At 75.1% G+C, this 21,926-nt stretch carries 19 protein-coding genes and 1 pseudogene; 10 read left to right on the forward strand and 10 right to left on the reverse strand.

Going from position 1 to position 21,926, the window contains the following annotated elements; translation table 11 throughout:
* Both KUM32_RS21370 and KUM32_RS21375 read right to left on the reverse strand, forming a co-directional pair.
* Positions 1-1,038 carry a LacI family DNA-binding transcriptional regulator gene (locus KUM32_RS21370; RefSeq protein WP_217143530.1) on the reverse strand — a complete coding sequence of 346 codons (1,038 nt, stop codon included), beginning with the start codon at positions 1,036-1,038 and terminating at the stop codon, positions 1-3.
* 129 nt (positions 1,039-1,167) lie between these two features.
* Positions 1,168-1,836 (reverse strand): TetR/AcrR family transcriptional regulator, encoded by a 669-nt coding sequence (locus tag KUM32_RS21375; protein ID WP_217143531.1) that lies wholly within the window; start codon positions 1,834-1,836, stop codon positions 1,168-1,170.
* A gap of 166 nt (positions 1,837-2,002) precedes the next feature.
* Here KUM32_RS21375 and KUM32_RS21380 point away from each other — a divergent pair, with 166 nt between their 5' ends.
* The gene (locus KUM32_RS21380; protein ID WP_217143532.1) at positions 2,003-2,566 is read left to right on the forward strand and encodes an NADPH-dependent FMN reductase; all 564 of its coding nucleotides are present in this window, start codon (positions 2,003-2,005) and stop codon (positions 2,564-2,566) included.
* 57 nt (positions 2,567-2,623) lie between these two features.
* Here KUM32_RS21380 and KUM32_RS21385 read toward each other — a convergent pair.
* A pseudogene (locus tag KUM32_RS21385) lies at positions 2,624-3,007 on the reverse strand (LysR substrate-binding domain-containing protein); the annotation flags it as partial.
* Between the two features lie 176 nt (positions 3,008-3,183).
* Here KUM32_RS21385 and KUM32_RS21390 point away from each other — a divergent pair.
* From KUM32_RS21390 to KUM32_RS21400, 3 genes are all read left to right on the forward strand, one after another.
* Entirely contained in the window at positions 3,184-3,387 is a 204-nt protein-coding gene (locus tag KUM32_RS21390) for a hypothetical protein (RefSeq protein WP_217143533.1), read from the forward strand.
* Positions 3,388-3,644: 257 nt separating this feature from the next.
* On the forward strand, positions 3,645-4,853 hold the full coding sequence (locus KUM32_RS21395; protein WP_217143534.1) for a polysaccharide pyruvyl transferase family protein: 1,209 nt from the start codon (positions 3,645-3,647) through the stop codon (positions 4,851-4,853).
* A 32-nt stretch (positions 4,854-4,885) separates the two neighbouring features.
* Complete coding sequence (locus tag KUM32_RS21400; RefSeq protein WP_217143535.1) at positions 4,886-6,322, forward strand: FAD-dependent oxidoreductase; 1,437 nt, start codon at positions 4,886-4,888, stop codon at positions 6,320-6,322.
* Between the two features lie 78 nt (positions 6,323-6,400).
* Here the strand turns inward: KUM32_RS21400 and KUM32_RS21405 are convergent, their stop codons facing one another.
* Together KUM32_RS21405 and KUM32_RS21410 are read right to left on the reverse strand one after the other, a co-directional pair.
* Positions 6,401-7,420: an RNA polymerase sigma factor RpoD/SigA gene (locus KUM32_RS21405; protein WP_217143536.1), complete on the reverse strand. Its 1,020-nt coding sequence runs from the start codon at positions 7,418-7,420 to the stop codon at positions 6,401-6,403.
* Between the two features lie 824 nt (positions 7,421-8,244).
* Positions 8,245-10,215, reverse strand: coding sequence for a BTAD domain-containing putative transcriptional regulator (locus KUM32_RS21410; RefSeq protein WP_217143537.1), 1,971 nt, complete (start codon positions 10,213-10,215; stop codon positions 8,245-8,247).
* A 165-nt stretch (positions 10,216-10,380) separates the two neighbouring features.
* On the opposite strand from KUM32_RS21410, the gene KUM32_RS21415 reads away from it, so the two are divergent.
* A complete protein-coding gene (locus tag KUM32_RS21415; protein ID WP_217143538.1) occupies positions 10,381-11,259 on the forward strand; it encodes an alpha/beta fold hydrolase in 879 nt (292 codons plus the stop codon).
* Between the two features lie 101 nt (positions 11,260-11,360).
* On the opposite strand, the gene KUM32_RS21420 is transcribed toward KUM32_RS21415, so the two are convergent.
* Positions 11,361-11,789, reverse strand: a complete 429-nt coding sequence (locus tag KUM32_RS21420; RefSeq protein WP_217143539.1) for a VOC family protein — start codon at positions 11,787-11,789, stop codon at positions 11,361-11,363.
* An 829-nt stretch (positions 11,790-12,618) separates the two neighbouring features.
* Here KUM32_RS21420 and KUM32_RS21425 point away from each other — a divergent pair.
* On the forward strand, positions 12,619-13,179 hold the full coding sequence (locus KUM32_RS21425; protein WP_217143540.1) for a DinB family protein: 561 nt from the start codon (positions 12,619-12,621) through the stop codon (positions 13,177-13,179).
* Between the two features lie 45 nt (positions 13,180-13,224).
* Here KUM32_RS21425 and KUM32_RS21430 read toward each other — a convergent pair whose 3' ends face one another.
* The 3 genes from KUM32_RS21430 to KUM32_RS21440 form a co-directional block, all read right to left on the reverse strand.
* Positions 13,225-13,650 carry a PPOX class F420-dependent oxidoreductase gene (locus KUM32_RS21430; RefSeq protein ID WP_217143541.1) on the reverse strand — a complete coding sequence of 142 codons (426 nt, stop codon included), beginning with the start codon at positions 13,648-13,650 and terminating at the stop codon, positions 13,225-13,227.
* A 75-nt stretch (positions 13,651-13,725) separates the two neighbouring features.
* On the reverse strand, positions 13,726-14,637 hold the full coding sequence (locus KUM32_RS21435; RefSeq protein WP_217143542.1) for an NAD(P)-dependent oxidoreductase: 912 nt from the start codon (positions 14,635-14,637) through the stop codon (positions 13,726-13,728).
* 350 nt (positions 14,638-14,987) lie between these two features.
* Complete coding sequence (locus tag KUM32_RS21440) at positions 14,988-15,887, reverse strand: TIGR02452 family protein (protein ID WP_217143543.1); 900 nt, start codon at positions 15,885-15,887, stop codon at positions 14,988-14,990.
* A gap of 286 nt (positions 15,888-16,173) precedes the next feature.
* On the opposite strand from KUM32_RS21440, the gene egtA reads away from it, so the two are divergent.
* Genes egtA through egtD form a run of 4 tightly spaced genes read left to right on the forward strand, consistent with a single transcriptional unit; the run spans position 16,174 to position 20,604 of the window.
* Positions 16,174-17,475: an ergothioneine biosynthesis glutamate--cysteine ligase EgtA gene (gene egtA, locus KUM32_RS21445; RefSeq protein WP_217143544.1), complete on the forward strand. Its 1,302-nt coding sequence runs from the start codon at positions 16,174-16,176 to the stop codon at positions 17,473-17,475.
* A complete protein-coding gene (gene egtB / locus KUM32_RS21450; RefSeq protein ID WP_254405896.1) occupies positions 17,472-18,845 on the forward strand; it encodes an ergothioneine biosynthesis protein EgtB in 1,374 nt (457 codons plus the stop codon). Before egtA ends, egtB begins: the two co-directional genes overlap by 4 nt.
* Positions 18,845-19,645, forward strand: a complete 801-nt coding sequence (gene egtC, locus KUM32_RS21455; protein WP_217143545.1) for an ergothioneine biosynthesis protein EgtC — start codon at positions 18,845-18,847, stop codon at positions 19,643-19,645. The genes egtB and egtC overlap by 1 nt, the downstream gene beginning before the upstream one ends.
* Positions 19,642-20,604, forward strand: coding sequence for an L-histidine N(alpha)-methyltransferase (gene egtD, locus KUM32_RS21460; protein ID WP_217143546.1), 963 nt, complete (start codon positions 19,642-19,644; stop codon positions 20,602-20,604). Before egtC ends, egtD begins: the two co-directional genes overlap by 4 nt.
* A 30-nt stretch (positions 20,605-20,634) precedes the next feature.
* Here the strand turns inward: egtD and KUM32_RS21465 are convergent, their stop codons facing one another.
* Positions 20,635-21,897: an extracellular solute-binding protein gene (locus KUM32_RS21465; RefSeq protein WP_217143547.1), complete on the reverse strand. Its 1,263-nt coding sequence runs from the start codon at positions 21,895-21,897 to the stop codon at positions 20,635-20,637.
* Positions 21,898-21,926: the final 29 nt, after the last annotated feature.

Genomic DNA, 21,926 nt, shown 5'->3' on the forward strand with positions numbered 1-21,926 from the left:
TCAGCTCGACTCCCTGTGCACCACCGCCGCGCCCAGCACCTCGTGCCGCTCGGGCGCGGCGTCGGGGTCGTGGACGACTCGGTCGACCAGTGCGGCCAGGTCGTGCCCGGAGGGCAGCTCCAGGTGGACCGTGCTCAGCCGGGGCCGGAGCAGCCGCCCCAGCATCAGGTCGTCGGCGCCGATCACGGCCACGTCCCCGGGGACGGCGAGGCCCTCGTCCTGGAGGGCCCGCATCAGCAGCATCGCGTACTCGTCGTTGTACGCGAACACCGCGTCGAGGCCGAGGGACCTCCAGCGGGCGGCGAGCCGGGCGGCGTCCCGCTCCTCGTAGGCGAGGGGCACTTCCGTGACGGTGGCGCCGGTGCCGTGGACGGCGCGGCGGGCGCCGGCGAGCCGGGGCAGCGAGAAGACCTCCAGGCCTTCCTCCGCGGGTAAGAGGACGCCGATCCTGCGCCGACCGCGGTCGTGGAGGTGGCGGGCGGCGCTGTGGCCCACGGCCTCGTGGTCCATGAGCAGGGCGTGCGCACCCTCGACGGCGTCGGGGCCCAGGGTGACCACGGCTCGGGCGCCCGAGCGCCTGAGGAGCTCCACGCCCCGCGGGCCGAGCCCGGATCCCGGCACCAGGACGGCGACGGGGCGCATCTCGGCCCAGGCACGGGCGGCCTCGTCGCCGCGCAGGCCCACCGTGCCGTACTGCACGACGGTGTAGTCGAGGCGGCCCAGGGCCCACTGGAGTTCGGTGAGGAACCGGCTGTAGAGCGGGCCGGCGGGGAAGGACGGCGCGGGCATCAGGACCATGCGGCTGTGCCCGGCGCGCAGGGAGCGGGCCGCGGCGTGCGGGACGTATCCGAGCTCACGGGCGGCTTCGTGGACGCGGCGGCGGGTGGGCTCGCTGATCCGGACGGCGCTGGTGTTGTTGAGGACGTAGGAGACGGTCGCGCGTGAGACGCCTGCCAGGCGGGCCACATCGGCGCTCGTGGGCACGGAGCGCGGTGCGGAGGGGGACGCGGAGTCGGGCGTGTTGGGTATCTGCACCATGACGTACGGCATCTTGGCAGAGGCGGGGCGCGGAACGGCGGGCGGGGGAAGGTCGTCCGGAAAGCGCCGTCCGCGCGGCGGGCCGTTTCCCCTCCGCGAACCGGTGGCCCGGCAGCTCGGGCCGGTGACTCAGGCCGGGGACTCGGTGCGGGTCACCCGCGCGACCAGGTCCAGCCAGCCCGCCTCCAGCCGCGCCGGGGACACCCCGCACTGCTCGGTGAGGTGGTGGATGAGCGCGGCGTCGAGGTAGGCGAGCAGCGTGTGGGAGAGGAGCTCGCTGTCCGCGTCCGGGACCGCCTGCCGCAGCAGCAGGGCGACGTGTCCGCGCAGGAAGCGGCGCGGGGCGGAGGTGTAGCGGCGTTCCGCGCTCGGCTCGGCGGCCAGTTGCAGGTCCAGTTCGTCGACGCAGCGGCGCAGCGTCGCGCAGCCGAAGGCACGCAGCCGCTCGACGGGCGGCGCTCCGGGCCCCAGGGGCGGGGGGCCGCTGAGGAGGGCGGCCTGGAACTTCTTCTCGGAGTGGTCGAGGAGGGCCATGAGCAGGCCGGTGCGGTCGCCGAACCGGCGGAAGACCGTGCCCTTGCCCACCGAGGCCGCCGAGGCCACCGCCTCCATCGTGACCCCGGCCGCGCCGTGCTCGGCGATCAGCCGCGCGGCGGCCTCCAGCAGCCGGGCCCGGTTGCGCGCGGCGTCGGCGCGCAGGCAGGGTTCGTCCTCCTCGGTCCCCGTGCCGAGTTGCAGCAACTCGTGCTGGTCGGCGGTCTCCTGGGGGTTCGGGAAGGGAGGCAGGGCGGCGGACATGAACCCAGCGTAAAGCACCGGGAAGAAAACTGGACCGCGGTCCGTTTGAGATGTTAGAAATTAAACGGACCCCGGTCCGGATCGTCCCGGCGGTGTTTCGGCCATGGCGGCCGTTCCTGCCCGTTTCCGCCCGTTTGTCAGCGTCTTTCCAGCAGTGGGAGTACTCATGTCTGTCCGCATCCTTGCGCTCGTCGGCAGCCTTCGCGCCGGTTCGCACAACCGACAGCTCGCCGAGGCGGCCGCCAGGCTCGCTCCCGAGGGCGCCGAGGTACAGCTCTTCGAAGGACTGGGCGAGGTCCCCTTCTACAACGAGGACATCGACGTCGAGGGCAGCGTCCCGGCCGCCGCCCTGAAGCTGCGCGAGGCCGCCCAGGCCTCCGACGCCTTCCTGCTGTTCTCGCCGGAGTACAACGGCACCATCCCCGCCGTCCTGAAGAACGCCATCGACTGGCTGTCCCGGCCCTACGGCGCCGGCGCCATCGTCGGCAAGCCCGTCGCCGTGGTCGGCACCGCCCTCGGCCAGTACGGCGGCGTGTGGGCGCACGACGAGACCCGCAAGTCCGTGGGCATCGCCGGCGGCAAGGTGATCGAGGACCTCAAGCTGTCCATCCCGGGCTCCGCGACCCGCTTCGCCGAGACCCACCCGGCGGACGACGCCGAGGTCGCCGCCCAGCTGACCGAGGTCGTCGCCCGGCTGTACAGCCACGCCGACGAGGCCGTCGCCGCCTGACCGGCACCACCGACCGTACGGGGCCGGAGCTCGGACGAGCTCCGGCCCCGACGCGTGTCAGGCCACCGCCGGCGCCGCCAGGTTCGCGCAGTTCCTCCAGCGCGGCGGCGACCGCCACACGCCGGTGACCGCCACGGCGTGTGCAGGTCAGCAGCTTGCGGTGCGGGCGGTCGGCGCAGGACACCCGCACGCCCGGCAGCCCGCGGGCAGCCGGACGATCCGGGGCACCCGTGCGACGCCGAGCCCATGGGCGGCCAGGTGGGCGGTGACGTTCCGGTCCAGCGCGTGATGGACCACGTCGGGGGTGAGGCCGGCGGCACCGCACGCCGGCCTCACGTGCGGACGGCAGGGGCTCTGCGGCACGGGCGCGATCCAGGCCTCGTACGCCGCGTCGGCCGGGCCGGCCACGTCCCGGCCGGCCGGCCGATGCCCCTTTGGGACGGCCCTGAGGGCGTGCGGCCTGCGCGGGCCAATCATGCGGTTCACGCTTCACGGTGGGGTCCGGGAGATCAACCTGGACGTGAACGGGCCCGGGGCCGCACCCTGTCGGTGTCGTGACGGTCGATCAACCTCACGCACCGGCCTTCCCACGCACCACCGACGCACGAGGAGTCGCCATGCCCAGCACGACCGGGGTCGTCTGCCCCCACTGCGGGTGGCCGGACGCTGCCGAGCCCTTCCAGGTGGTGTCCACGCACGCCACGGCCACGGGCGGCACGGTGTGGACCCGGTGCGCGTGCGGTTCGCTCCAGGTCCGTGTCGTCGACGACCACGGCACGCGCGTCGTCTCCCGCGGCAGGCCCTCACCGGCGGGCTGCTGAGACCCGGTCCGGCGGGGCCCGGCCCCGCCGGACCGTGGTGGAGAAGAGGCGGCGCGCCCGTCCCGCGCCAGGCGTACGCCCCCACCGTGGTCCGCGACCGGGCGGTGCGGCAGACGTGCGCGAGGGCTCCCGTCGCAGGTCGGGGGCGAAATCGCGGACCGGATACCGGCCGGCGTGTTTCCGAACGGCCGCGCAGGCAACCCGGCACCGTGCGCGGCCGGCGGGCCGGCCGACTCCGACGTGACGGGAGCCCCCGGATGACCACTGCCCCCTCGCATCCGCACACCACCCGGCCGGGCCCGCGTATCGGCGTGCTCGGTTCGTACGGTGGCTTCAACACCGGCGACGAGGCGATCCTGACCTGTGTGCTGAGCTGTCTGCGCGCCCAGCGGCCCGACGCGCACCTCGTCGTCCTGAGCCGGAACGCGGAGCACACCCGCGCCCATCACGGCGACGCCGACGAGGTGGTGCCCTGGGAGGGCGTCACCCGCAACCACGTCCTGGACGTGCTGCCCGGCCTGGACCTGCTGGTGCTGGGCGGCGGCGGCATCCTCTACGACGGCGAGGCGCGGCGCTACCTGCGGCTGGTGCGCGCCGCGCAGATCCGGGACGTGCCCACCTTCGCCTACGCCGTCGGCGCCGGGCCGCTGCGGGACACCGAGGACCGGGAGGCGGTGCGGACCGTGCTGGCCGAGATGGACGAGGTGGTGGTGCGGGACGAGGAGTCCCGGCTGGTCCTGGAGGAGGTCGGCCTGGAACGCGAGGTCGCGGTCACCGCCGACCCGGCCCTGCTGCTGCGGCCCGAGCCGTTCACCGAGGCCATGATGCGCGACGAGGGCATCCCGGCCGGCGCCCGGCTGGTGGGGATGTCGGTGCGGGAACCGGGCCGGGCCGCCGAGAAGCTGGACGAGGGCGACTACCACGCGCTGCTCGCCGACGTCGCGGACTTCCTCGTGCGGCGGCTGGACGCACACGTGGTGTTCCTGCCGATGGAACGGCACGACGTACGGCACGCACACGCCGTGCTGTCCCACATGACCGCGCCGGACAAGGGCCGGATCCTGCACGGCGACTACAGCCCGGGCCAGGTCCTCGGCTTCATGCGCCATCTGGACCTGGCCGTCGGCATGCGGCTGCACTTCGTGATCTTCGCGGCGCTCACCGGCGTGCCGGTCCTGCCGCTGCCCTACTCCGGCAAGGTCTTCGACTTCGCGCGCCGGCTGGGCGCCCCGGCCCTGGTGGGCGTGGCACGGGAGCAGGCCGGGCTGCTGCTGGCGGAGGTGGACCGGCTCTGGGACGAGTATCCGCGGCGCCGCGACGACCTCCGGTCCCGCATCCGGGAGCTGTCCGCGGCGGCGCGGGAGACGTGCGTGCGCTGCGGGCTCCTGCTCGACGCCATCGGTGACGGCCCAGAGGCGCGGGCGGCGCAGCGGCGGCCGTACGAGCCGCGCCCGTTGCACGCCTGACCCCGTCGCACGCCTGACCTGCGAGGAGAGCGATGCCGATCCTGGAAGAGCCCAGCGAGCCCCGCACGGTCACCCTGCCCCCGCGGCCCGCCCGGCACGGGGGCCGGTGCGATGTCCTGGTGGTGGGCGGGGGTCCCTCGGGGTTCGCCGCCGCGGTCGGCGCGGCCGACACCGGGGCCGACGTCGTGCTGGTGGAGCGGTACGGGTTCCTCGGCGGCAACGCGACCGTCGCGCTGGTGATGCCGCTGATGTCGTTCCACAACGAGCACAAGCAGGCCGCCTTCACCGAGTCCGGCGATGACTCACGGCTGCTGCCCACCGACCACGGCGAGGGCGAGCCGGTGGTCGCCGGCGTGCTGTGGCAGTTGCTCGACCGGCTCATGGGGCGCGGCGGCTGCCTCGCGCCCTCCCCGAAGACCGGCTACACGGTCCCCTTCGACCCGGAGCTCTTCAAACTGGTCCTGCTCGAGATGATGGACGAGTCCGGGGTGCGGATGCTCTTCCACGCCTTCGCCTCCGGCGCGCTGCCCCTCGACGACGGCTCCGGCTGGCGCGTGGTGTTCGAGACCAAGTCGGGGCCGGTGGTGATCGATGCCGGGGTGGTCGTGGACGGCACGGGCGACGGTGACGTCGCGACGTCCTGCGGGGCGCCGTACGAGATCGGCCGGCCCGAGGACGGGCTGGTGCAGCCCATGACGCTGATGTTCCGCGTCGCGGACTTCGCCCGGCCGGACTTCGCCGACTACGTGCGGGCACACCCCGACCAGTGGCGTGGCGTGCACGGTCTGTGGGACCTGATCGAGGAGGCCAGGGCTGCCGGGGAGCTGCGGCTGCCGCGCGAGGACGTACTCTTCTTCGCCACCCCGCATCCGCGCGAGGTCGCCATCAACAGCACCCGGGTGAACCGGGTGCTCGGCACCAGCGTCTGGGACCTCACCCTCGCCGAGTACACGGCCCGGCGCCAGATGGCCCAGATCGACCGCTTCCTGCGCACCCGCGTGCCCGGTTTCGAGGAGTCGTACGTGGTGCAGAGCGGCACGCACGTCGGTGTGCGGGAGAGCCGGCGCGTCCTCGGCGACTACCAGCTGACCGGCCACGACATCCTGGCCGCGCGCACCTTTCCGGACGTCGTCGCGCACGGCGCCTATCCGGTCGACATCCACAACCCGCGCGGCGCGGGCACCGTCCTCAAGCGGGTGCCGCGGGGCAGCTTCTACGACATCCCGCTGCGCTGTCTGGTGCCCCGGGGCACCGAGCGGTTGCTGGTGGCCGGTCGCTGCATCTCCGGGACGCACGTGGCGCATTCGTCGTACCGGGTCATGCCGATCGCCATGGCGACCGGCCAGGCGGCGGGCGTGTGCGCCGCGCTGACCGTCCGGCACGGGCGGGGGCCGCGCGGCCTGCCCTACCGGCTGGTCCAGGGCGAGCTGCTCCGGCAGGGGGCCCGGTTGCGGTTGGGGGGCGGCTGAGGGCGGGGCGGCGGGGCCGGCCGAGCGCGGAACCGCGGGGGTGCCAGGCCGCGGCCGGGGTCAGCTCGCCCAGTCCAGTCAGCTCGCCCAGTCCAGCAGGCGGTCCCGGGTCTCGGGTGCGCGGAGGTGGGCGAGCGACTCCTTCTCCAGCTGGCGGACGCGCTCGCGGGTCAGGCCCACGTGCTCGGCCACCTGGTGCAGGGTGCGGGGACGGCCGTCGTGCAGGCCGTAGCGCAGACTGAGGATCAGGGCCTCGCGGGGTGCGAGGGTTCCGACGGCCTCGCGCAGTTCCGCCGCGAGCGCCTGGAACTCCGCCACCTCCGGGGCCTGCAGCACCTCCGTGTCGGCGATGAGGTCGCCGACGACGGTCTCGCCGGTGTCGTCCACCGGGGTGTCCAGGCTGACCGCGTCCCGTCCGACCCGGCGCAGCCAGACCACCTTGTCCCTGTCGATGCCGCTCTCGGCGGCCACCTCCTCGGCGGTCGGGTCGCGGTCCAGGCGCCCGCGGAGCCCTCGTTCGACCTTGGCGAGCTTCTGCAGCTGCTCCACGACGTGCACCGGCAGCCGCACGGTGCGCGCGTGGGTCGCCAGGCCCCGTTCGATGGCCTGGCGGATCCACCAGGTGGCGTACGTGGAGAACTTGAAGCCCTTGGTGTGGTCGAACTTCTCCACGGCCCGGATCAGTCCGAGGTTCCCCTCCTGGATGACGTCCAGGAGGGGCAGCCCGCGGTGGGCGTGGCGCTTGGCCATCGACACCACGAGCCGCAGGTTGGCCCGCACCATGTGGTCCTTGGCGGCCTGGCCGTCGTGGACGGTCGCCTCCAGCGCGCGGCGCTGCCCGGGCGTCGGGGCGGGCTCGCCGGTGTCGGCCGCCTCCAGCTCCCGCATGGCGTGCACTCCGGCCTCCATGCGCTGGGCCAGCCGTACCTCGTCCTCGGCGGTGAGCAGCGGGGTGGCCCCGATCTGGGCCAGGTACTGGCCGAGCAGGTCCGGTTCCTCGTCGGGTTCGGGGATCCGGGTGCGCAGCCGCGCGGTGCGGGTGGGGGCCCGGCGGTCCTCGTGGGGGCCCGCCGCGGATGTTCGTGCCGGGGGAGCCATGACGCTTCCTCCGTCCCTCTCTGTCTGTCGGGTCAGCGCGGGACGCCTGTGCCCCGTTCGCGCCGCAGCCGGCGGTTCACGACCACCGGGCCGGCCACGGCCGGCCGTGCGAACGCGGCGCACACGGCGGCGGGGCCACCAGGTCGCCACGCCCGGGACCGTCCCCGGGGCCGGTGTCCGCGGCCCACACGCCGAAGAAGGCGGCTCCCACGAGGAACAGCGGCCGGGAGACGGCCGACAGCGGCAGGCGCACGCGCAGCGGGCTCCGTGCGGTGACCGGTTCGGTGCCGGTGCCGGGGGAAGCGGCGGCCGACCGCGGACGGACCGTCCTGCCCCTGTCGCCACCTCATGGCGGCCGGGTACCCGGCACGAGGCGGTGCAACCGCGGCGCCGGGCGCGCTCCGCCGGGCGCCCGCCAGGTGCTCGGCAGGTGCTCGGCAAGGGACCCCGCGGCCGGTCGTGCGGCGTCCCGGGCTCGCCGCGCGTGGGCGGCTCGTCACGGCCGCCGCGTACGCCCCCCGACGACGGCGCACGACAGCGGCGGCGCCCCCGGCACCCCGAGGTGTCGTCCGGCCACACGCCGGCCGACGGCGATCCGGCCACCGGCACCGGCCACCGGCACCGGCCACCGGCCACCGGCCACCGGCCACCGGCGGTCAGGCACCGACGCCCGGCCCCCGGCTCCGTCCTCCGACCACCGGCGTCGGCGCCCCGGCCGCCGCACCGCCGCACCGCCGCACCGCCGCACCGCCGCACCGCCGCGGCGAACCCTGCCGCGTACCGGAGCGCGCCCGAGGAGCCGCGGGAGCGGTCGGCGGTGCTCCTCACCTACCGAGTGCCCGCCGGATCGCGGCGAGCCAGCCGTCGACCGGCCCGAACGTGAGCAACCCGCTGCCCGCGCCCGCGAGTTCGCCGGCCGCGGGCAGCAGGCGTTCGTACGTGCGCTCCAGGGCGGTCCGGTCGCCGAGTTCGAGAGCGAGCGCGGCCTCGGCGCAGCACAGGGCCTCGTACAGGAGGTCGGGGGGCGGTTCGGGCAGGGCCCGCAGGGCCGTGCGGGCCGCGGCGTCACGGCCGTCGGCGAGGAGGGCGAACGGTTCGGCCCAGGGACGGTACGGCCCCCAGTCCGCGCGCGGGTCCACGTCCGCCGGCAGTCCGCGGGCCAGACGCAGGCCGAGCAGGGCGAGGGGCAGCAGGCCGCGTTCGAGTCCCGGCATACCCGTGCCGTCGAGCCGCGCGGCGCAGGACCGGTAGGCGGCCTCGACCCGGTCGTACGGGCCGCCGGCGGCGGCTTGGCGCAGGGCCCGGTACCACCCGGTGAAGACGGCCACCAGCGGGCGTTCGTACCGCTCGGCAAGGCGCTCCACGGCGGCCACGTGTTCGTCGGCCGTGGTGAAGTCGGCGAGCGCGCAGCGTGCCTGCACGCGGATCAGATGGCCGAGCACCTCGTGGCCGGTCAGTGCGTGCCGGGCGGCGAGGGTGACGAGTTCCGCGCCGATCGCGTCGCGGCGCGGGGCCAGTCCGGCGGTGGTGCAGGACTGCATGAAGACGCCGTTGAGGGCGAACGCCAGCAGCGCGGGGTCGTCCAGCCGGCGGGCGATCCGCTCGGCCTCGTCCGCCGCCCGTGGCCCGCGCGGCGACCGTACACCCCGGGACTCCAGGGCGATGGTGGCGAGCAGGCGGCAGCGGGCGGCGTCGGCGGTGGGGTCGTCCGGCAGGGCGGCGAGGGTGCGTTCGGCCGCCGCGACGATCCGCCGGGCCAGGTCGGGGTCGTCGCTGCGGGTCCAGTTGGCGGGGACGTCATAGGCGCCGATCACCCGAGCCGTCAGCTCCGCGTCGCCCGTCTCCTCGGCCGCCGCGACCGCCGTCATGCGGTGCTCCCGGGCCGCCTCCAGACCGCCGCCGCCGGTGACCGCGAGGTCGGCCAGCAGGCCGACGGTCGACTCCAGGCGCGCGTGGGCACCGGCGGCGACCGTGCGGTCGTACGCCTCGGTCGCCCTGGCCCACAGCCGGGCCGCCGCCTCCGCCGGCTCGGTGGGCGGGTCCAGACCGGGATCCTGGGCGAGGATGCCGGCCTCCAGGCGGCGCAGCCTGGGTCCCGGGTCGACGCCCAGGCTCCCGGCCAGCAGGGCGCGGGCCCGGCGCAGCACCGCGAGGGCGTCCGCCTGGCGTCCGGTCCGGTACAGGGCCAGGGCCAGCAGCCGCCAGGCCTCCTCCCGCCAGGGGTGCTCGGCCACGTGGGCGTCCAGGTCGGGAACCGCCTCGGCGGCCCGGCCCAGGTCCACGAGGAGTTCCGCCCGCCGCTCGACCGCGCGGAGCCGCAGTTCGGTGAGGCGTGAGCGCTCACCGCGGGCCCACTCCTCCCCGCCGAACTCGGCGTACGCGGGTCCGCGCCACTCCGCGAGCGCCGCCTGGAGCCGGGCCGGGGCCTGGGCGGCCGGCAGTCGGTCGGCCTGGGCGACGGCCGTCTCGAAGCGCCACGCGTCGACGGCGTCCGGCGCCGCGCGCAGAACGTACCCGGGGCCCTCGGTGACGAGCAGCCGGGCCGGGGCGCGCGGCGGGCGGTCGGGTTCCAGGGCGCGGCGCAGATCGCCGACGAAGGTGCGCACCGCTCCCACCGCCCGCGGCGGCGGTACGTCCCACAGGTCCTCGACCAGGCGGGCGACGGGGACGACCCGCCGCCGGGCCACGACCAGCCGGGCCAGCACCGCACGGTGCCGGGGGCCCTTGAGGGCGAGCACGTCACCGCCGCGCCCGGCCGTGACCGGTCCGAGCACACCGAACGTGACCGCGTCCATCTTCCGTCAGCTCCGATCCCGCACCGCTCGTGTGACCACCACGGTACGCGTGCTGATCCGTTGCTGATCCGCGCCCGGCAGGCTCGTGAACGTCCCGCCCCGGTGGCACCGGCAGAAGACCGGGCACCACCCGGGCACCGACAGAACCGAGAGGTACCCCATCTCATGACACCGACCATCCCGGGCTTCACCCACGACCGCGTCACGGTCGCCGACGGCGTCGCCCTGCACGTGGCCGTCGGCGGCTCCGGCAGCCCGATCGTGCTGCTGCACGGCTTTCCGCAGACGCACCTGATGTGGCGGCATGTCGCCGCCGACCTCGCGGCCGACCACACCGTGATCTGCCCCGACCTGCGCGGCTACGGCGACAGTGACAAGCCGGCCGACCCCGACGGCACCGCCTACGCCAAGCGGACCATGGCCGCCGACGTCGTCGCCCTCGCCCGGGCGCTCGGACACGAGCGGTTCGCGCTGGCCGGGCACGACCGGGGCGCCCTCGTCGCGGTCCGGGCCGGCCTCGACCACCCGGACGCGGTGACGCACCTGGCCGCGCTGGACGTGCTGCCGACCCTGGACATGTGGGACGTCCTGCACGGCACCACGGCGGCCGTGGGCTTCCACCTGTACCTGATGGCGCAGCCGCCCGGGTTGCCGGAGCAGCTGATCGGGGCCGCGCCGGACGCGTTCTTCGGTCACTTCCTCGACGTCTGGACCCGGGCGCCCGAAGCCCTGCCCGCCGATGTCCGCGCCGCCTACCTCAAGGCGTCCCGCGAGGCGGTGCCGTCCATCGTGGCCGACTACCGGGCCTCGGCCGGCATCGACGTGGCGCACGACCGGGCCGACCGCGACAGCGGCAACCGGCTGCGGATGCCGGTGACCGTCCTCCAGCAGGACTGGGGCGCGGCCCTCGGCTACGACGCCGCCGCGCTGTGGCGGGCCTGGGCCCCGGACCTGCGGCACGACACCGTCGGCTGCGGGCACTTCATGGCGGAGGAGGCTCCGGGCGAGGTGACCGGTGCGCTGCGCGGGCTGCTGACCCGGTAGGCGCCGGTGCCTGGGCGTACCGGCGCACGACGGGCGGGGACGGCCGCGCCGCACGGACCGCTGGTCCGTGCGGCGCGGGACCGTGCGGGTCCTCCCGGCTGTCAGCGTGCCCCGGGGACGTCTTCCGTGACGCCGTTCAGCGGCGAGGAGGGGTCGCTGCCGTAGGGGCGGGTGAAGGCCTCCATGCCGTGCCCGGACGGGTCGGCGAAGTACACGCCCCGCCCGCCGTCGTTGCGGTTGATCCGGCGTGGGTGCCGGCCGTGCGGGTCGGCCTGGATCGGAACGCCGCCCTCGACGAGCCGGGCGAGGACCTCGTCGAACTCGTCCTCCGAGACCAGGAACGCGTAGTGCTGCACGGGGATGTCGATGTCGACGGTGGCGAAATCGAGGGTGACGCCGTTGGCGGTCGTCACGGGCAGGAACATCCCGGCCGGCGCACCGACCTCCAGCCCCAGGATCCCGGCGAGGAAGTGAGCGGACTCCTCCCGGTCGCGGGAGAGAACGATGGTGTGGTTGAACTCGACTGACACGGGTCAATGCCTCCACGGGCATCTCCGCGGCGCCTCCATGCCTCACCCGGACGGTGACCGGCACGCGATGCCGCGTCGAGGATCCTAGACGAGGCCTGCCGGGGTGTCGACACCCCGGAGATGTCCCGGTGCGGACATCCCGGCGCGGGAACCTGGGGCGGGAATCGAGGCGGGAATCGAGGCGGGATCGGGGGGCGGTATCCGGGGGCGGAAATCCCGTGGCAGGCGAAGTCCGCGCCGTGCTTGCATGACGCCATGGTGTTCCCCGACCGGCTGCCCGTCTTCGCGGCGCTGTCCTTCCTCCCCGTCGCGGTCCCCGGCCCCGGCGTGCTGGTCGTGGCCGGGCGGGCACTCGCGCGGGGCCGCCGCGCCGCGCTCGGCACGGTCGTGTCGTCCTCACCGTCCTCACCGTCCTCAGGCCGGCGGCCGCCGCCCGCCTCGTCCGTCCCGGGCTCGGGGCGTGGCGCGAACGCGGCTCCCCGCGCGCCGCGTTCGCCGTCGGCGCCGGGGCGCACGCCGGAAGGCGGCGCACCTGCCGGGAGAGGGTCCGCCGTCGGTGTGACCGACCCCGAGACCCCCGTGTTCCGCGCGGCCGTACCGCCGCGGTTCGCCGACCGGGCGGGGGCCGGGCGGCCGCGCGGGTGCCGCCGCACGTTCCGGTACTCCACCTCGTCGCGGTGGCCCGCGACAGCGTGTGGGCCGGCGGGTCGGGCGGTGTGGCCACGGCAGGGATCGGTGTCAGGCCGGCCGCGACCGGGCGTCAGGACCGGACGGTCACTTCACCGCGGGACGCCGGCGAGCCGGCCCCGCACGGACGAACAGGGAACGCATGAGTGAGCACCCCGCACGATGGACCCGGGCGACCGTCTACCCCGACATGTGGGTCGACCCGGACCACGACCCCCGCCACGGCGACGGTGCCGGCCCGGAGGGCGAACTCGCGACGCTCGAGGACTTCCTGACGGGCTACCGCATGACCCTGCGGATGAAGTGCGAGGGCCTGGACCCGGAGCAACTGGCCCGCCGGTCGGTTCCGCCGTCGACGATGTCGCTGCTCGGCCTGATACGGCACCTGGCCGAGGTGGAACGCGACTGGCGCAACTGGATCACCGGCGGTGAACCGCTGCCGAAGCTGTACGGCGATGACGACGGGGACTTCGACGGGGCCGTCGCGGAGCAGGCCGTGGTCGACGCCGCGTACGCGGCTCTGGAGCGCGAGCAGGCCGCGACCGACGCCGCGTTGGCCGAGCACCCCGATCTGGGCGAGCGCCTGGGGAAGGACAACACCTCGGTCCGGGAGCTGATGGTGCACCGGATCGAGGAGTACGCCCGTCACTGCGGGCACGCCGACCTGCTGCGCGAGTGCGTCGACGGAAGGGTGGGCCAGTAACCCGGCCTGACACGGCCGGGGCCGGGCCCGACCCCGGCGGTGTCCTCAGGTGGACGCCTGGTCGCTGTCCTTCATCGCGCCCCAGCCGTGCCAGCGCTCGACCTCGATCCAGGCGCTGACCCGGGCGCGGACCCGGTCCGGGTAGGGCTGGCCCGTGTAGTGCGTGGAGAGGCGGTCGATGCCGGTCAGGCCCTCGTCGTCGCGGGTCTCGACGACGCGGCCGATGAGGGTGACGTGCGTGTACCAGTCGTCGCCGGCGAGCACGGTGAGGGTCACGCGCGGGTCACGCCGCAGGTGCTTCAGGCGGACCCGGCCCTCGTCGAGATTGACCAGCACACGGCCGTCGTCCTCCCACAGGTACCAGGTGGGCGTGGAGACGGGCGCACCGTCCGAGCGGAGGGTGGCCATGACGCACGGGTTGGGGCGGCGCAGCAGTTCGACCGCCTCGGGCGGCAGCGGCGGCTTGGACATCCGGACTCCTTCGTTCGTGGCTCGTGGTGATGCTCTGGGCGTGTTCCCCGGGCTGCCGGGTGTTCGGCACTCCGTTCACCCGTACCCCGGACGGGGTCCGCCGGACGGCTTCTCGTCGAAGCTGGCGAAGTACGCCGCCGCCATGTCCTCGCCACCGTGCCCCTGCGCGGCGGCACGCTCCAGGCGTTCGGCGCCGGCGGCGGCGATGTCCAGGCGGACGCCGTTGGCCTCGCCGGCCTCCACGATCAGCCGGGCGTCCTTCGCGGCGGTGGTGACGGCGAACTGGGGCGGGGTCAGGGCGCCGTCGCGGATCAGTCCGGCCTTGGCCCGCAGGTAGCCCATGTCGAGCGGACCACCGGCGATGGCGTCGAAGAAGCCGTCGGGGTCCACACCCAGTGCCTTGGAGAGTGCCAGGACCTCACCGGCCGCGTTGGTGGCCGCGATGACCCAGCTGTTGGCCACCAGCTTCAGCCGGGTGGCGCTGCCGGCCGCGCCGTCCTCGCCGGTCCACACCGTGCGGGAGCCGACGGCGTCCAGGACGGGCGCCACCGCGTCCCGCGCGTCGGCCGGGCCGGCGGCCAGCACCAGCAGCTGACCGGCCTCGGCGGGCCGGCGGGTGCCGAGGACGGGCGCGTCGAAGAAGACGAGGCCGTGTTCGTCGGCGAAGGCCGCCAGGTCGGCGACCGCGTCGACGCCGGCGGTGGTCGACTGCACCCACGCCGTGCCGGGGCTCAGGCCGGGGGCGGCCTGCCGCATGACCTCGAGGGCGGCCGGGCCGTCGTACAGCATGGTGAGGACGACGTCGGCGCCCCGTACGGCCTCCGCGGGCGTGCCGGCGATGTGCGCGCCGTCGGTGGCCAGCGGTTCCGCCTTGTCCCGGCTGCGGTTCCAGGCCCGGACGGTGTGTCCGGCGCGGGCGAGGTTGCGGGCCATCGCGGCGCCCATGATGCCCGTGCCCAGGACACTGACGGTGAGCTTGTCGGTCATGACGTCGGCTTTCTGCGCTCGTACGGCGGGTGGCCGGCGGACCGGCCGCCGGGGGAGGTGGTGCCCGGTGGCCAGCCTGCCACCGGACCGCGGGCGGCGCGCATCAGCCCCCGCCGGGCCCCGGGATGACGGACATCGCCCGTGAGGACGCCGGCACGCCGCCGGCCGTGCGGCTCTCCGGGTCCGTGGGACCGGTCGGGCGGGGCTCCCGGGCTGGCGTGGACCGGGCGGCCACGACGCCGGTGCGCGCCGCGAGGCGCGCCGCCCCGGGCCGGACGGCGGTTCCCCCTCGTACGGGACGGCGTCCGTGGGCGCCACGGCGCCGGTGCCGGCGCCCTCGCCACCGCCCGCTACGGGCCCTCCGGGAAGGCCCGTGACCGGCCCTCCGGGAAGGCCCGTGACCGGCCCTCCGGGAAGGCGCGTGCGAACGCTTCCCGGACCGTGCCGCCCGGCGTGCGGTCCAGGATGCCGAAGGTCACCTGACCGAAGGCGGAAGCGAACCGTCCGCCGGGCCCGAGCAGGGTCCGGAACGCGCCGGCGACCTCGTCCGGGTCGTTGCGGAACACCCCGCACCCCCAGGCGCCGAGCACCAGCCGCCGGTACCCCCGGGCCACCGCCGTCTCCAGCACCCGCTCGGCGCGTGTCTCCAGCACGGCGCGCAACTCGCCGGTCCGCTCCGGTGCGCTGCGCCGCACCACACCCGCGTTCGGCGCGGCGGCGGTGAGGAAACCGGCGGTGAAGGGCCGGTCCAGCAGCCGCCCGCGGTCGTCGCGGAAGACCGGCACCGCGGGCGAGTGGATGACGCGGTCGGTGTAGAACGGGTCGCGGTGGGCGCGGTGGTGGTCGTAGAACTCGCGGGCCCGCAGCAGGCAGGTGTGGAGCGCGGAGGCCCGGCACAGGGCCTCCTCCTGGGCCTGGGCGCCGTTGAGGTAGCCGCCGCCGGGGTTGCGGGCGGAGGCGAAGTTGAGTACGGCGACCTCGCCGCCGAGGCGGCGGGCGGCCTCCAGGCTGCTCTCGCCGGTGACCTCGAAGACCGTGCGCGCCGGGGCGGAGGAGGACACCTCCGGCACCCCGGCCGCCCCGGGCACCCCGGCCACCTCGACGGGGCCCGGTCCGTACATCCGGGTGCCCTCGCGCGCCCTGTCGACGGCTGCCCCGATCGACACCTCGCGCCCGTCGGTCGCGCGGTAGGACCCCGCCGCCACGATCTGCTCGGTCTGCTGTGCGATGCCCCGCAGGCGCGCGCTCACGGCGCCACCCCCGTGGACGCCGTGCCCGCGCGCCGCGCGGTCTCCCCCGTCGTGCTCATGAGGGAATCCTGGGTGATGCTGGTGAGGCGGTGCAACGGAGTTTCCCTGCCCGGGAACGCCGGGGAAAGCCCCCGGAAACGGACGGGGCGCGGAGATTACCGAGCTGGAATGTCCCCTATGCACCCTTGTGCCGAACGGCATGACGGTCTTGGGTTGGACGAGTGTGCCGGCCCGGCCCACCGGACAGGGGGCCGACGGCATGGTGGAGTCTCAGGAGGATCCCGACATGTCCGATTCGGTAAGTGGCTGCCCCCCGCCACGAACCGCTGTCAGCGAAGCCGAGGTCGAGGCGCTGGTCCGCGGCATCTGCTTCAAGACAGGCCCGCCCAGGCGCCTGGGCGTAGAGGTGGAATGGCTCGTCCACGAGCCGCGCGCGCCGCGGCTCCCCGTGACACCCGAACGACTCGACGCGGTCTACGCCGCGCTGCGGACCGTGCCCCTGACGTCGCCGCTGACCGTCGAGCCCGGCGGCCAGCTGGAGCTGAGCTCGCTCCCCGCCGCCTCCCTGATGGAGTGCGTCGACACCGTCTCCGCCGACCTGGCCGCCGTCCGCGCGGTCCTGCGCGAGGACGGTCTCGCCCTCGTCGGCCTCGGCCACGACCCCTGGCACGCGCCCCGCCGGTTCCTGCGGCAGCCGCGCTACGACGCCATGGAGGCCTGCCTCGACCGCACCGGCCCCGGTGGCCGTTTCATGATGTGCGCCTCCGCGTCCGTGCAGGTGTGCGTGGACGCCGGCTACGAGGAGCCCGGCCCGCTCGGTCACGTGCGCCGCTGGTGGCTGGCCCACCAGCTGGGCGCGGTCCTGCTGGCCGCGTTCGCCAACTCCCCGCTGGCCGGCGGCCGGCCCACCGGCTGGCGGTCCACCCGGCAGCTGCGCTGGACACAGATAGGCACCGGCCGCGCGGGCGGCCCCCCACTGGACACCGACCCGCGCGGCACCTGGACCCGGCACGTCCTGGACGCCCCGGTGATGTGCGTACGCCGGGACGGCGGACCCTGGGACGTACCGGAGGGCCTGACCTTCCGGGAGTGGATCAGGACCCGGGCGCCGAGACCACCGACCCGGGAGGACCTCGACTACCACCTCACCACGCTGTTCCCACCGGTCAGACCGCGCGGCCACCTGGAGCTGCGCATGATCGACGCGCAGCCCGGCGACGACGGCTGGATCGTGCCGCTCGCCGTGACGGCGGCGCTGTTCGACGACCCGGAGGCCACCGAGACCGCCTACCGGGCCGTGAAGCCCCTGTCCGAGCGCACCCTCGGGCTCGCGGCCCCGCACAACCCGCTCTACCGGGACGCGGCCCGCGACGCCCTCACCGATCCGGAGCTGCGCGAGGCGGCCGTCACGTGCTTCACTGCGGCGCTCGCCGCCCTGCCCCGGCTCGGCGCCACGGCCGAGGTGACGGACGCCGTCGCGGCTTTCCTGGAGCGCCATGTCCTGCGGGGCCGCTGCCCCGCCGACGATCTGCTGGATCTGCTGAACGGCGAGAGCCGTGGCCCGCACGGGAGGGAGACCCGCCCATGACCGACCCCACCATGGACACCGCCACCGCCACCGGCCCCGCCGTCGAGACGGCCGCCGAGGCGGGCTTCGACGCCGAGGCCCTGCGCGAGCGGGCCCTCGCCACGCTCGTCACGGCCCGCGACCGCACCACCCTGCTGACCAGTTGCGTGGAGGGTCCGGACCTGACGGCCCAGGTGTCGCCGCTGATGTCCCCGCTGGTGTGGGACCTGGCGCACATCGGCAACCAGGAGGAGCAGTGGCTGCTGCGCGCCGTCGGCGGGCAGGAGGCGATACGGCCCGAGATCGACAGCCTGTACGACGCCTTCGAGCATCCGCGCGCCGAGCGCCCCAAGCTGCCGTTGCTGTCACCGGCCGAGGCCCGCCGGTACGCCGCCGACGTGCGCGGCCGGGCACTGGACGTGCTGGAGGCGACCGCGTTCCACGGGACGCGGCTGACGGAGGCCGGCTTCGCCTTCGGGATGATCGCCCAGCACGAGCAGCAGCACGACGAGACGATGCTGATCACCCATCAGCTCCGCAAGGGCCCGCAGGCCCTGACCGCCCCGGACCCGGACCCCGTACCCCTGTTCGCCGGCCCGGCGGAGGTCCTGGTGCCCGGCGGCCCGTTCACGATGGGCACCTCGACCGAGCCGTGGGCGCTGGACAACGAGCGTCCCGCGCACCGGCGGGACGTGGCGCCGTTCTTCATCGACACCACGCCGGTGACGAACGGCGCGTACCAGGCGTTCATCGAGGACGGCGGCTACGACGACCCCCGCTGGTGGGCGCCACGGGGCTGGGAGCACATCCGCCGGCACGCCATCACCGCCCCGCTGTTCTGGCGCCGCGACGGCGGGCAGTGGCTGCGGCGCCGTTTCGGGGTCACCGAGGTGGTGCCGGCACGCGAGCCGGTGGTGCACGTGTGCTGGTACGAGGCCGACGCGTACGCCCGCTGGGCCGGGCGGCGGCTACCCACCGAGGCCGAGTGGGAGAAGGCGGCCCGGTACGACCCGGCCGGCGACCGCTCGACGCGTTACCCGTGGGGCGACGCCGACCCCGCCCCGGAGCACGCCAACCTCGGCCAGCGCCACCTGCGTCCGGCGCCCGCAGGCAGCTATCCGGCCGGTGAGTCGCCGCTGGGCGTGCGGCAGCTGATCGGCGACGTGTGGGAGTGGACGTCGAGCGACTTCCTGCCGTACCCGGGCTTCCGGGCGTTCCCGTACAAGGAGTACTCGGAGGTGTTCTTCGGGCCCGATCACAAGGTGCTGCGCGGCGGTTCCTTCGCCGTCGACCCGGTGGCCTGCCGGGGCACGTTCCGCAACTGGGACTACCCGATCCGGCGGCAGATCTTCTCCGGGTTCCGCACCGCCCGTCCGGCGGAGGGCTCCTGATGTGCCGGCACCTGGCCTACGTGGGCCCGGCGCGGTCCCTCGGCCGGATCCTCGTGGAGCCGCCGCACGCCCTGTACCGCCAGTCGTGGGCGCCCCGGCACCAGCGGTACGGCACGGTCAACGCCGACGGGTTCGGCGTCGGCTGGTACGCCGAGGGTGATCCGGTACCGGCGCGCTACCGGCGGGCCGGGCCGATCTGGGCGGACCAGTCCTTCGCCGACCTGGCCCGGGTCGTGCGCACCGGGGCGCTGCTCGCCGCCGTGCGCGACGCGACGCTGGCGGGCGCCGACGCCGAGGCCGCCGCGGCGCCGTTCGCCGCCGGGCCCTGGCTGTTCAGCCACAACGGTGCCGTGGCGGGCTGGCCCGGCTCGCTGGCGCGGGTCGCCGGGACGCTGCCGTCCGAGGAGTTGCTGTCGCTGGAGGCCCGCAACGACTCGGCGCTCGTGTGGGCGCTGGTCCTGGCCCGGCTGCGTGCCGGGGACGACGAGGGCCGGGCGCTCGCCGAGACGGTCCTGGAGGTCGCCGCAGCGGCTCCCGCCTCCCGGCTCAACCTCCTGCTCACAGGGGGCGACACCATCACCGCCACCACCTGGGGCGACACCCTCTGGTACCTGACCCCTCCCGGCGGCGGCACGGTCGTCGCCTCGGAGCCCTACGACGACGACCCGCTCTGGCAGGCGGTCCCCGACCGCACCCTGCTCGCGGCCAGCCGCACGGACGTCCTGCTCACCCCGCTCAAGGACCCGGGCGAGCCCGCCCCCGCAGACGCTTTCGCACCTGAGAAGGAGCCCCGCACGTGAGCCCGTTCCGCCTCACCCGCACGCTGCCCGAGGACGCCACGGACGCCGCCCTGCGCGCCGACGTCCTGGCGGGCCTGACGAGCACGCCCAAGTCGCTGCCGCCCAAGTGGTTCTACGACGCGCGGGGCAGCGAGCTGTTCGAGGAGATCACCGCGCTGCCCGAGTACTACCCGACCCGGGCCGAGCGGGAGATCCTCGTCGACCGGGCCGGCGAGATCGCCGCGGCCACCGGCGCCCGCACCCTGGTCGAGCTGGGCTCCGGTTCCTCGGAGAAGACGCGGTACCTGCTCGACGCGCTGACCGGGCTGCGCGCCTACGTGCCGGTCGACGTCAGTGAGAGCGCCCTCACCCAGGCCGGTGAGGCGCTCGTCGCAGAGCGCCCGGAACTCCAGGTGCACGCGCTGATCGCCGACTTCACCGCCGGGCTGGCACTGCCCGGGACGCCGGGTCCCCGGCTGGTGGCCTTCCTCGGCGGCACGATCGGCAACCTGCTGCCCGGTGAGCGCGCCGCCTTCCTGTCCGCCGTCCGCGCGCTGCTCTCCCCCGGCGACGCCCTGCTGCTGGGGACGGACCTGGTCAAGGACGAGCGGGTGCTGGTCCGGGCGTACGACGACGCGGCGGGGGTGACGGCCGCGTTCAACAGGAACGTGCTGTCCGTGATCAACCGGGAGCTGGGCGCCGACTTCGTGCCGGCGGCCTTCGACCACGTGGCGCTGTGGGACGCCGGGCGGGAATGGGTCGAGATGCGGCTGCGCTCGCGCACCGCGCAGACGGTCAAGGTCCGGGCGCTGGAGCTGGCCGTGGACTTCGCCGACGGGGAGGAGCTGCGCACCGAGGTGTCGGCGAAGTTCCGGCTGGAGGGCGTGCGATCCGAACTGGGCGCGGCCGGCCTGGAGCTGACCCACTGGTGGACGGACGGCGAGGAGCGTTTCGCGCTGTCGCTCAGCGTGGCGCGCTGAACCGCGGTGCGCCGCCCGGGCGGTGGCGCGTCAGCGTGCGTCGAGGTCGAGCTGCTCGGTGATGCGGGCGGAGGCCCTGCGTGCCTCCGTCTTCGCGTCGGCCCCGGTGAGCACCTTCGTCATGTACTCCTTGATCGGGTTGTCCGCCTCGACCGCGCCCCACCGTGGCGTACCGGGGGTCGCCCGGCCCTGCGCGGCGCCGGCCGCCATGGCCGCGACCCCCTCCTCGTCCGCGACGGCCCGGGCGAGCGACGTCTTGTTCGGGACGTAGTTCATGGTGCGGGCCAGGTCGGTGTTCCACTTGGTGCCCGCGAGCGCGTCGACCACGGCGAGGGCGCCGTCCCGCACGTCGGTGTTCCTCGGGACGACGAGGTCGGAGCCGCCGGTGAAGACCGCGCCGGGCTTGTCGGCGCTCTTGCCGGGCACGGGGAAGAAGCCGAGTCTTCCCTCGAGCCGGGGGTTCTCGCGCACGATGGACCGGGCGAGGCCCGGCACCGCGACGATCTGGGCGACCTGACCCCGGGCGAACACGCCGGCCTGCGGCGGGTGCTCCTCGTCGGCGTCCGGCGGGCCGTCCCCCAGGGCCTGCAGTTCGCGGTAGAAGTCCATGCCGCGCAGGGCGGCCTCGGAGTGCAGGGCGCCGGTCCAGACGCCGCCGTCCTGTACGGCCAGTTCGCCGCCCTCGTCCCAGATGAAGCCGGAGAGTGTGTACCAGTCCTGCCCGGCCAGGTAGATGCCCTGGTCGCCGCCCGAGTCGAGCTGTCCGGTGACGGTGAGCCACTCCTCGCGGGTGCGGGGCGGCTCGGTGACACCGGCCTTCTCGAACAGGTCCTTGCGGTAGATGACGACGCGGTTGGCGGCGTACCAGGGGACGCCGAACTGCTGGGACATCCACTGCCCCGGCTCGGCGAGGCCCGGCAGCCACTCGCGGATGCCCCAGTCGCGCATCGACTCCAGCGTCAGGTCCAGCAGCCGTCCGCCCTCCGCGTACTGGGGGACCTGGGTGTTGCCGACCTCGATGACGTCGGGTCCGTCCGTGCCGTCGGCCTTCAGCGCGGCCTGCACCTTGTCGCCGACGCCGGTCCACTCCTGGATGCGGACGTCGAGGTCCAGGCCGGGGTGCTCGCGCTCGAACTCCTCGGTGAACCGCCCCAGGAAGTCCTGCGAGGCGCTGTCCTTCATCAGCCACACGGTGACGGTGCGCCGCTCGCTCCCGCCGTCCCGCGGCACCAGGCCGCAGCCGCCGAGCAGGGAGGCGGACACACAGACGAGGGCGAGGAGGCGACGTCTCACGAGGGGTCCTTCTGTCTGACGGACAGGGG

It is taken from the genome of Streptomyces sp. AC627_RSS907 (genome assembly GCF_019049165.1).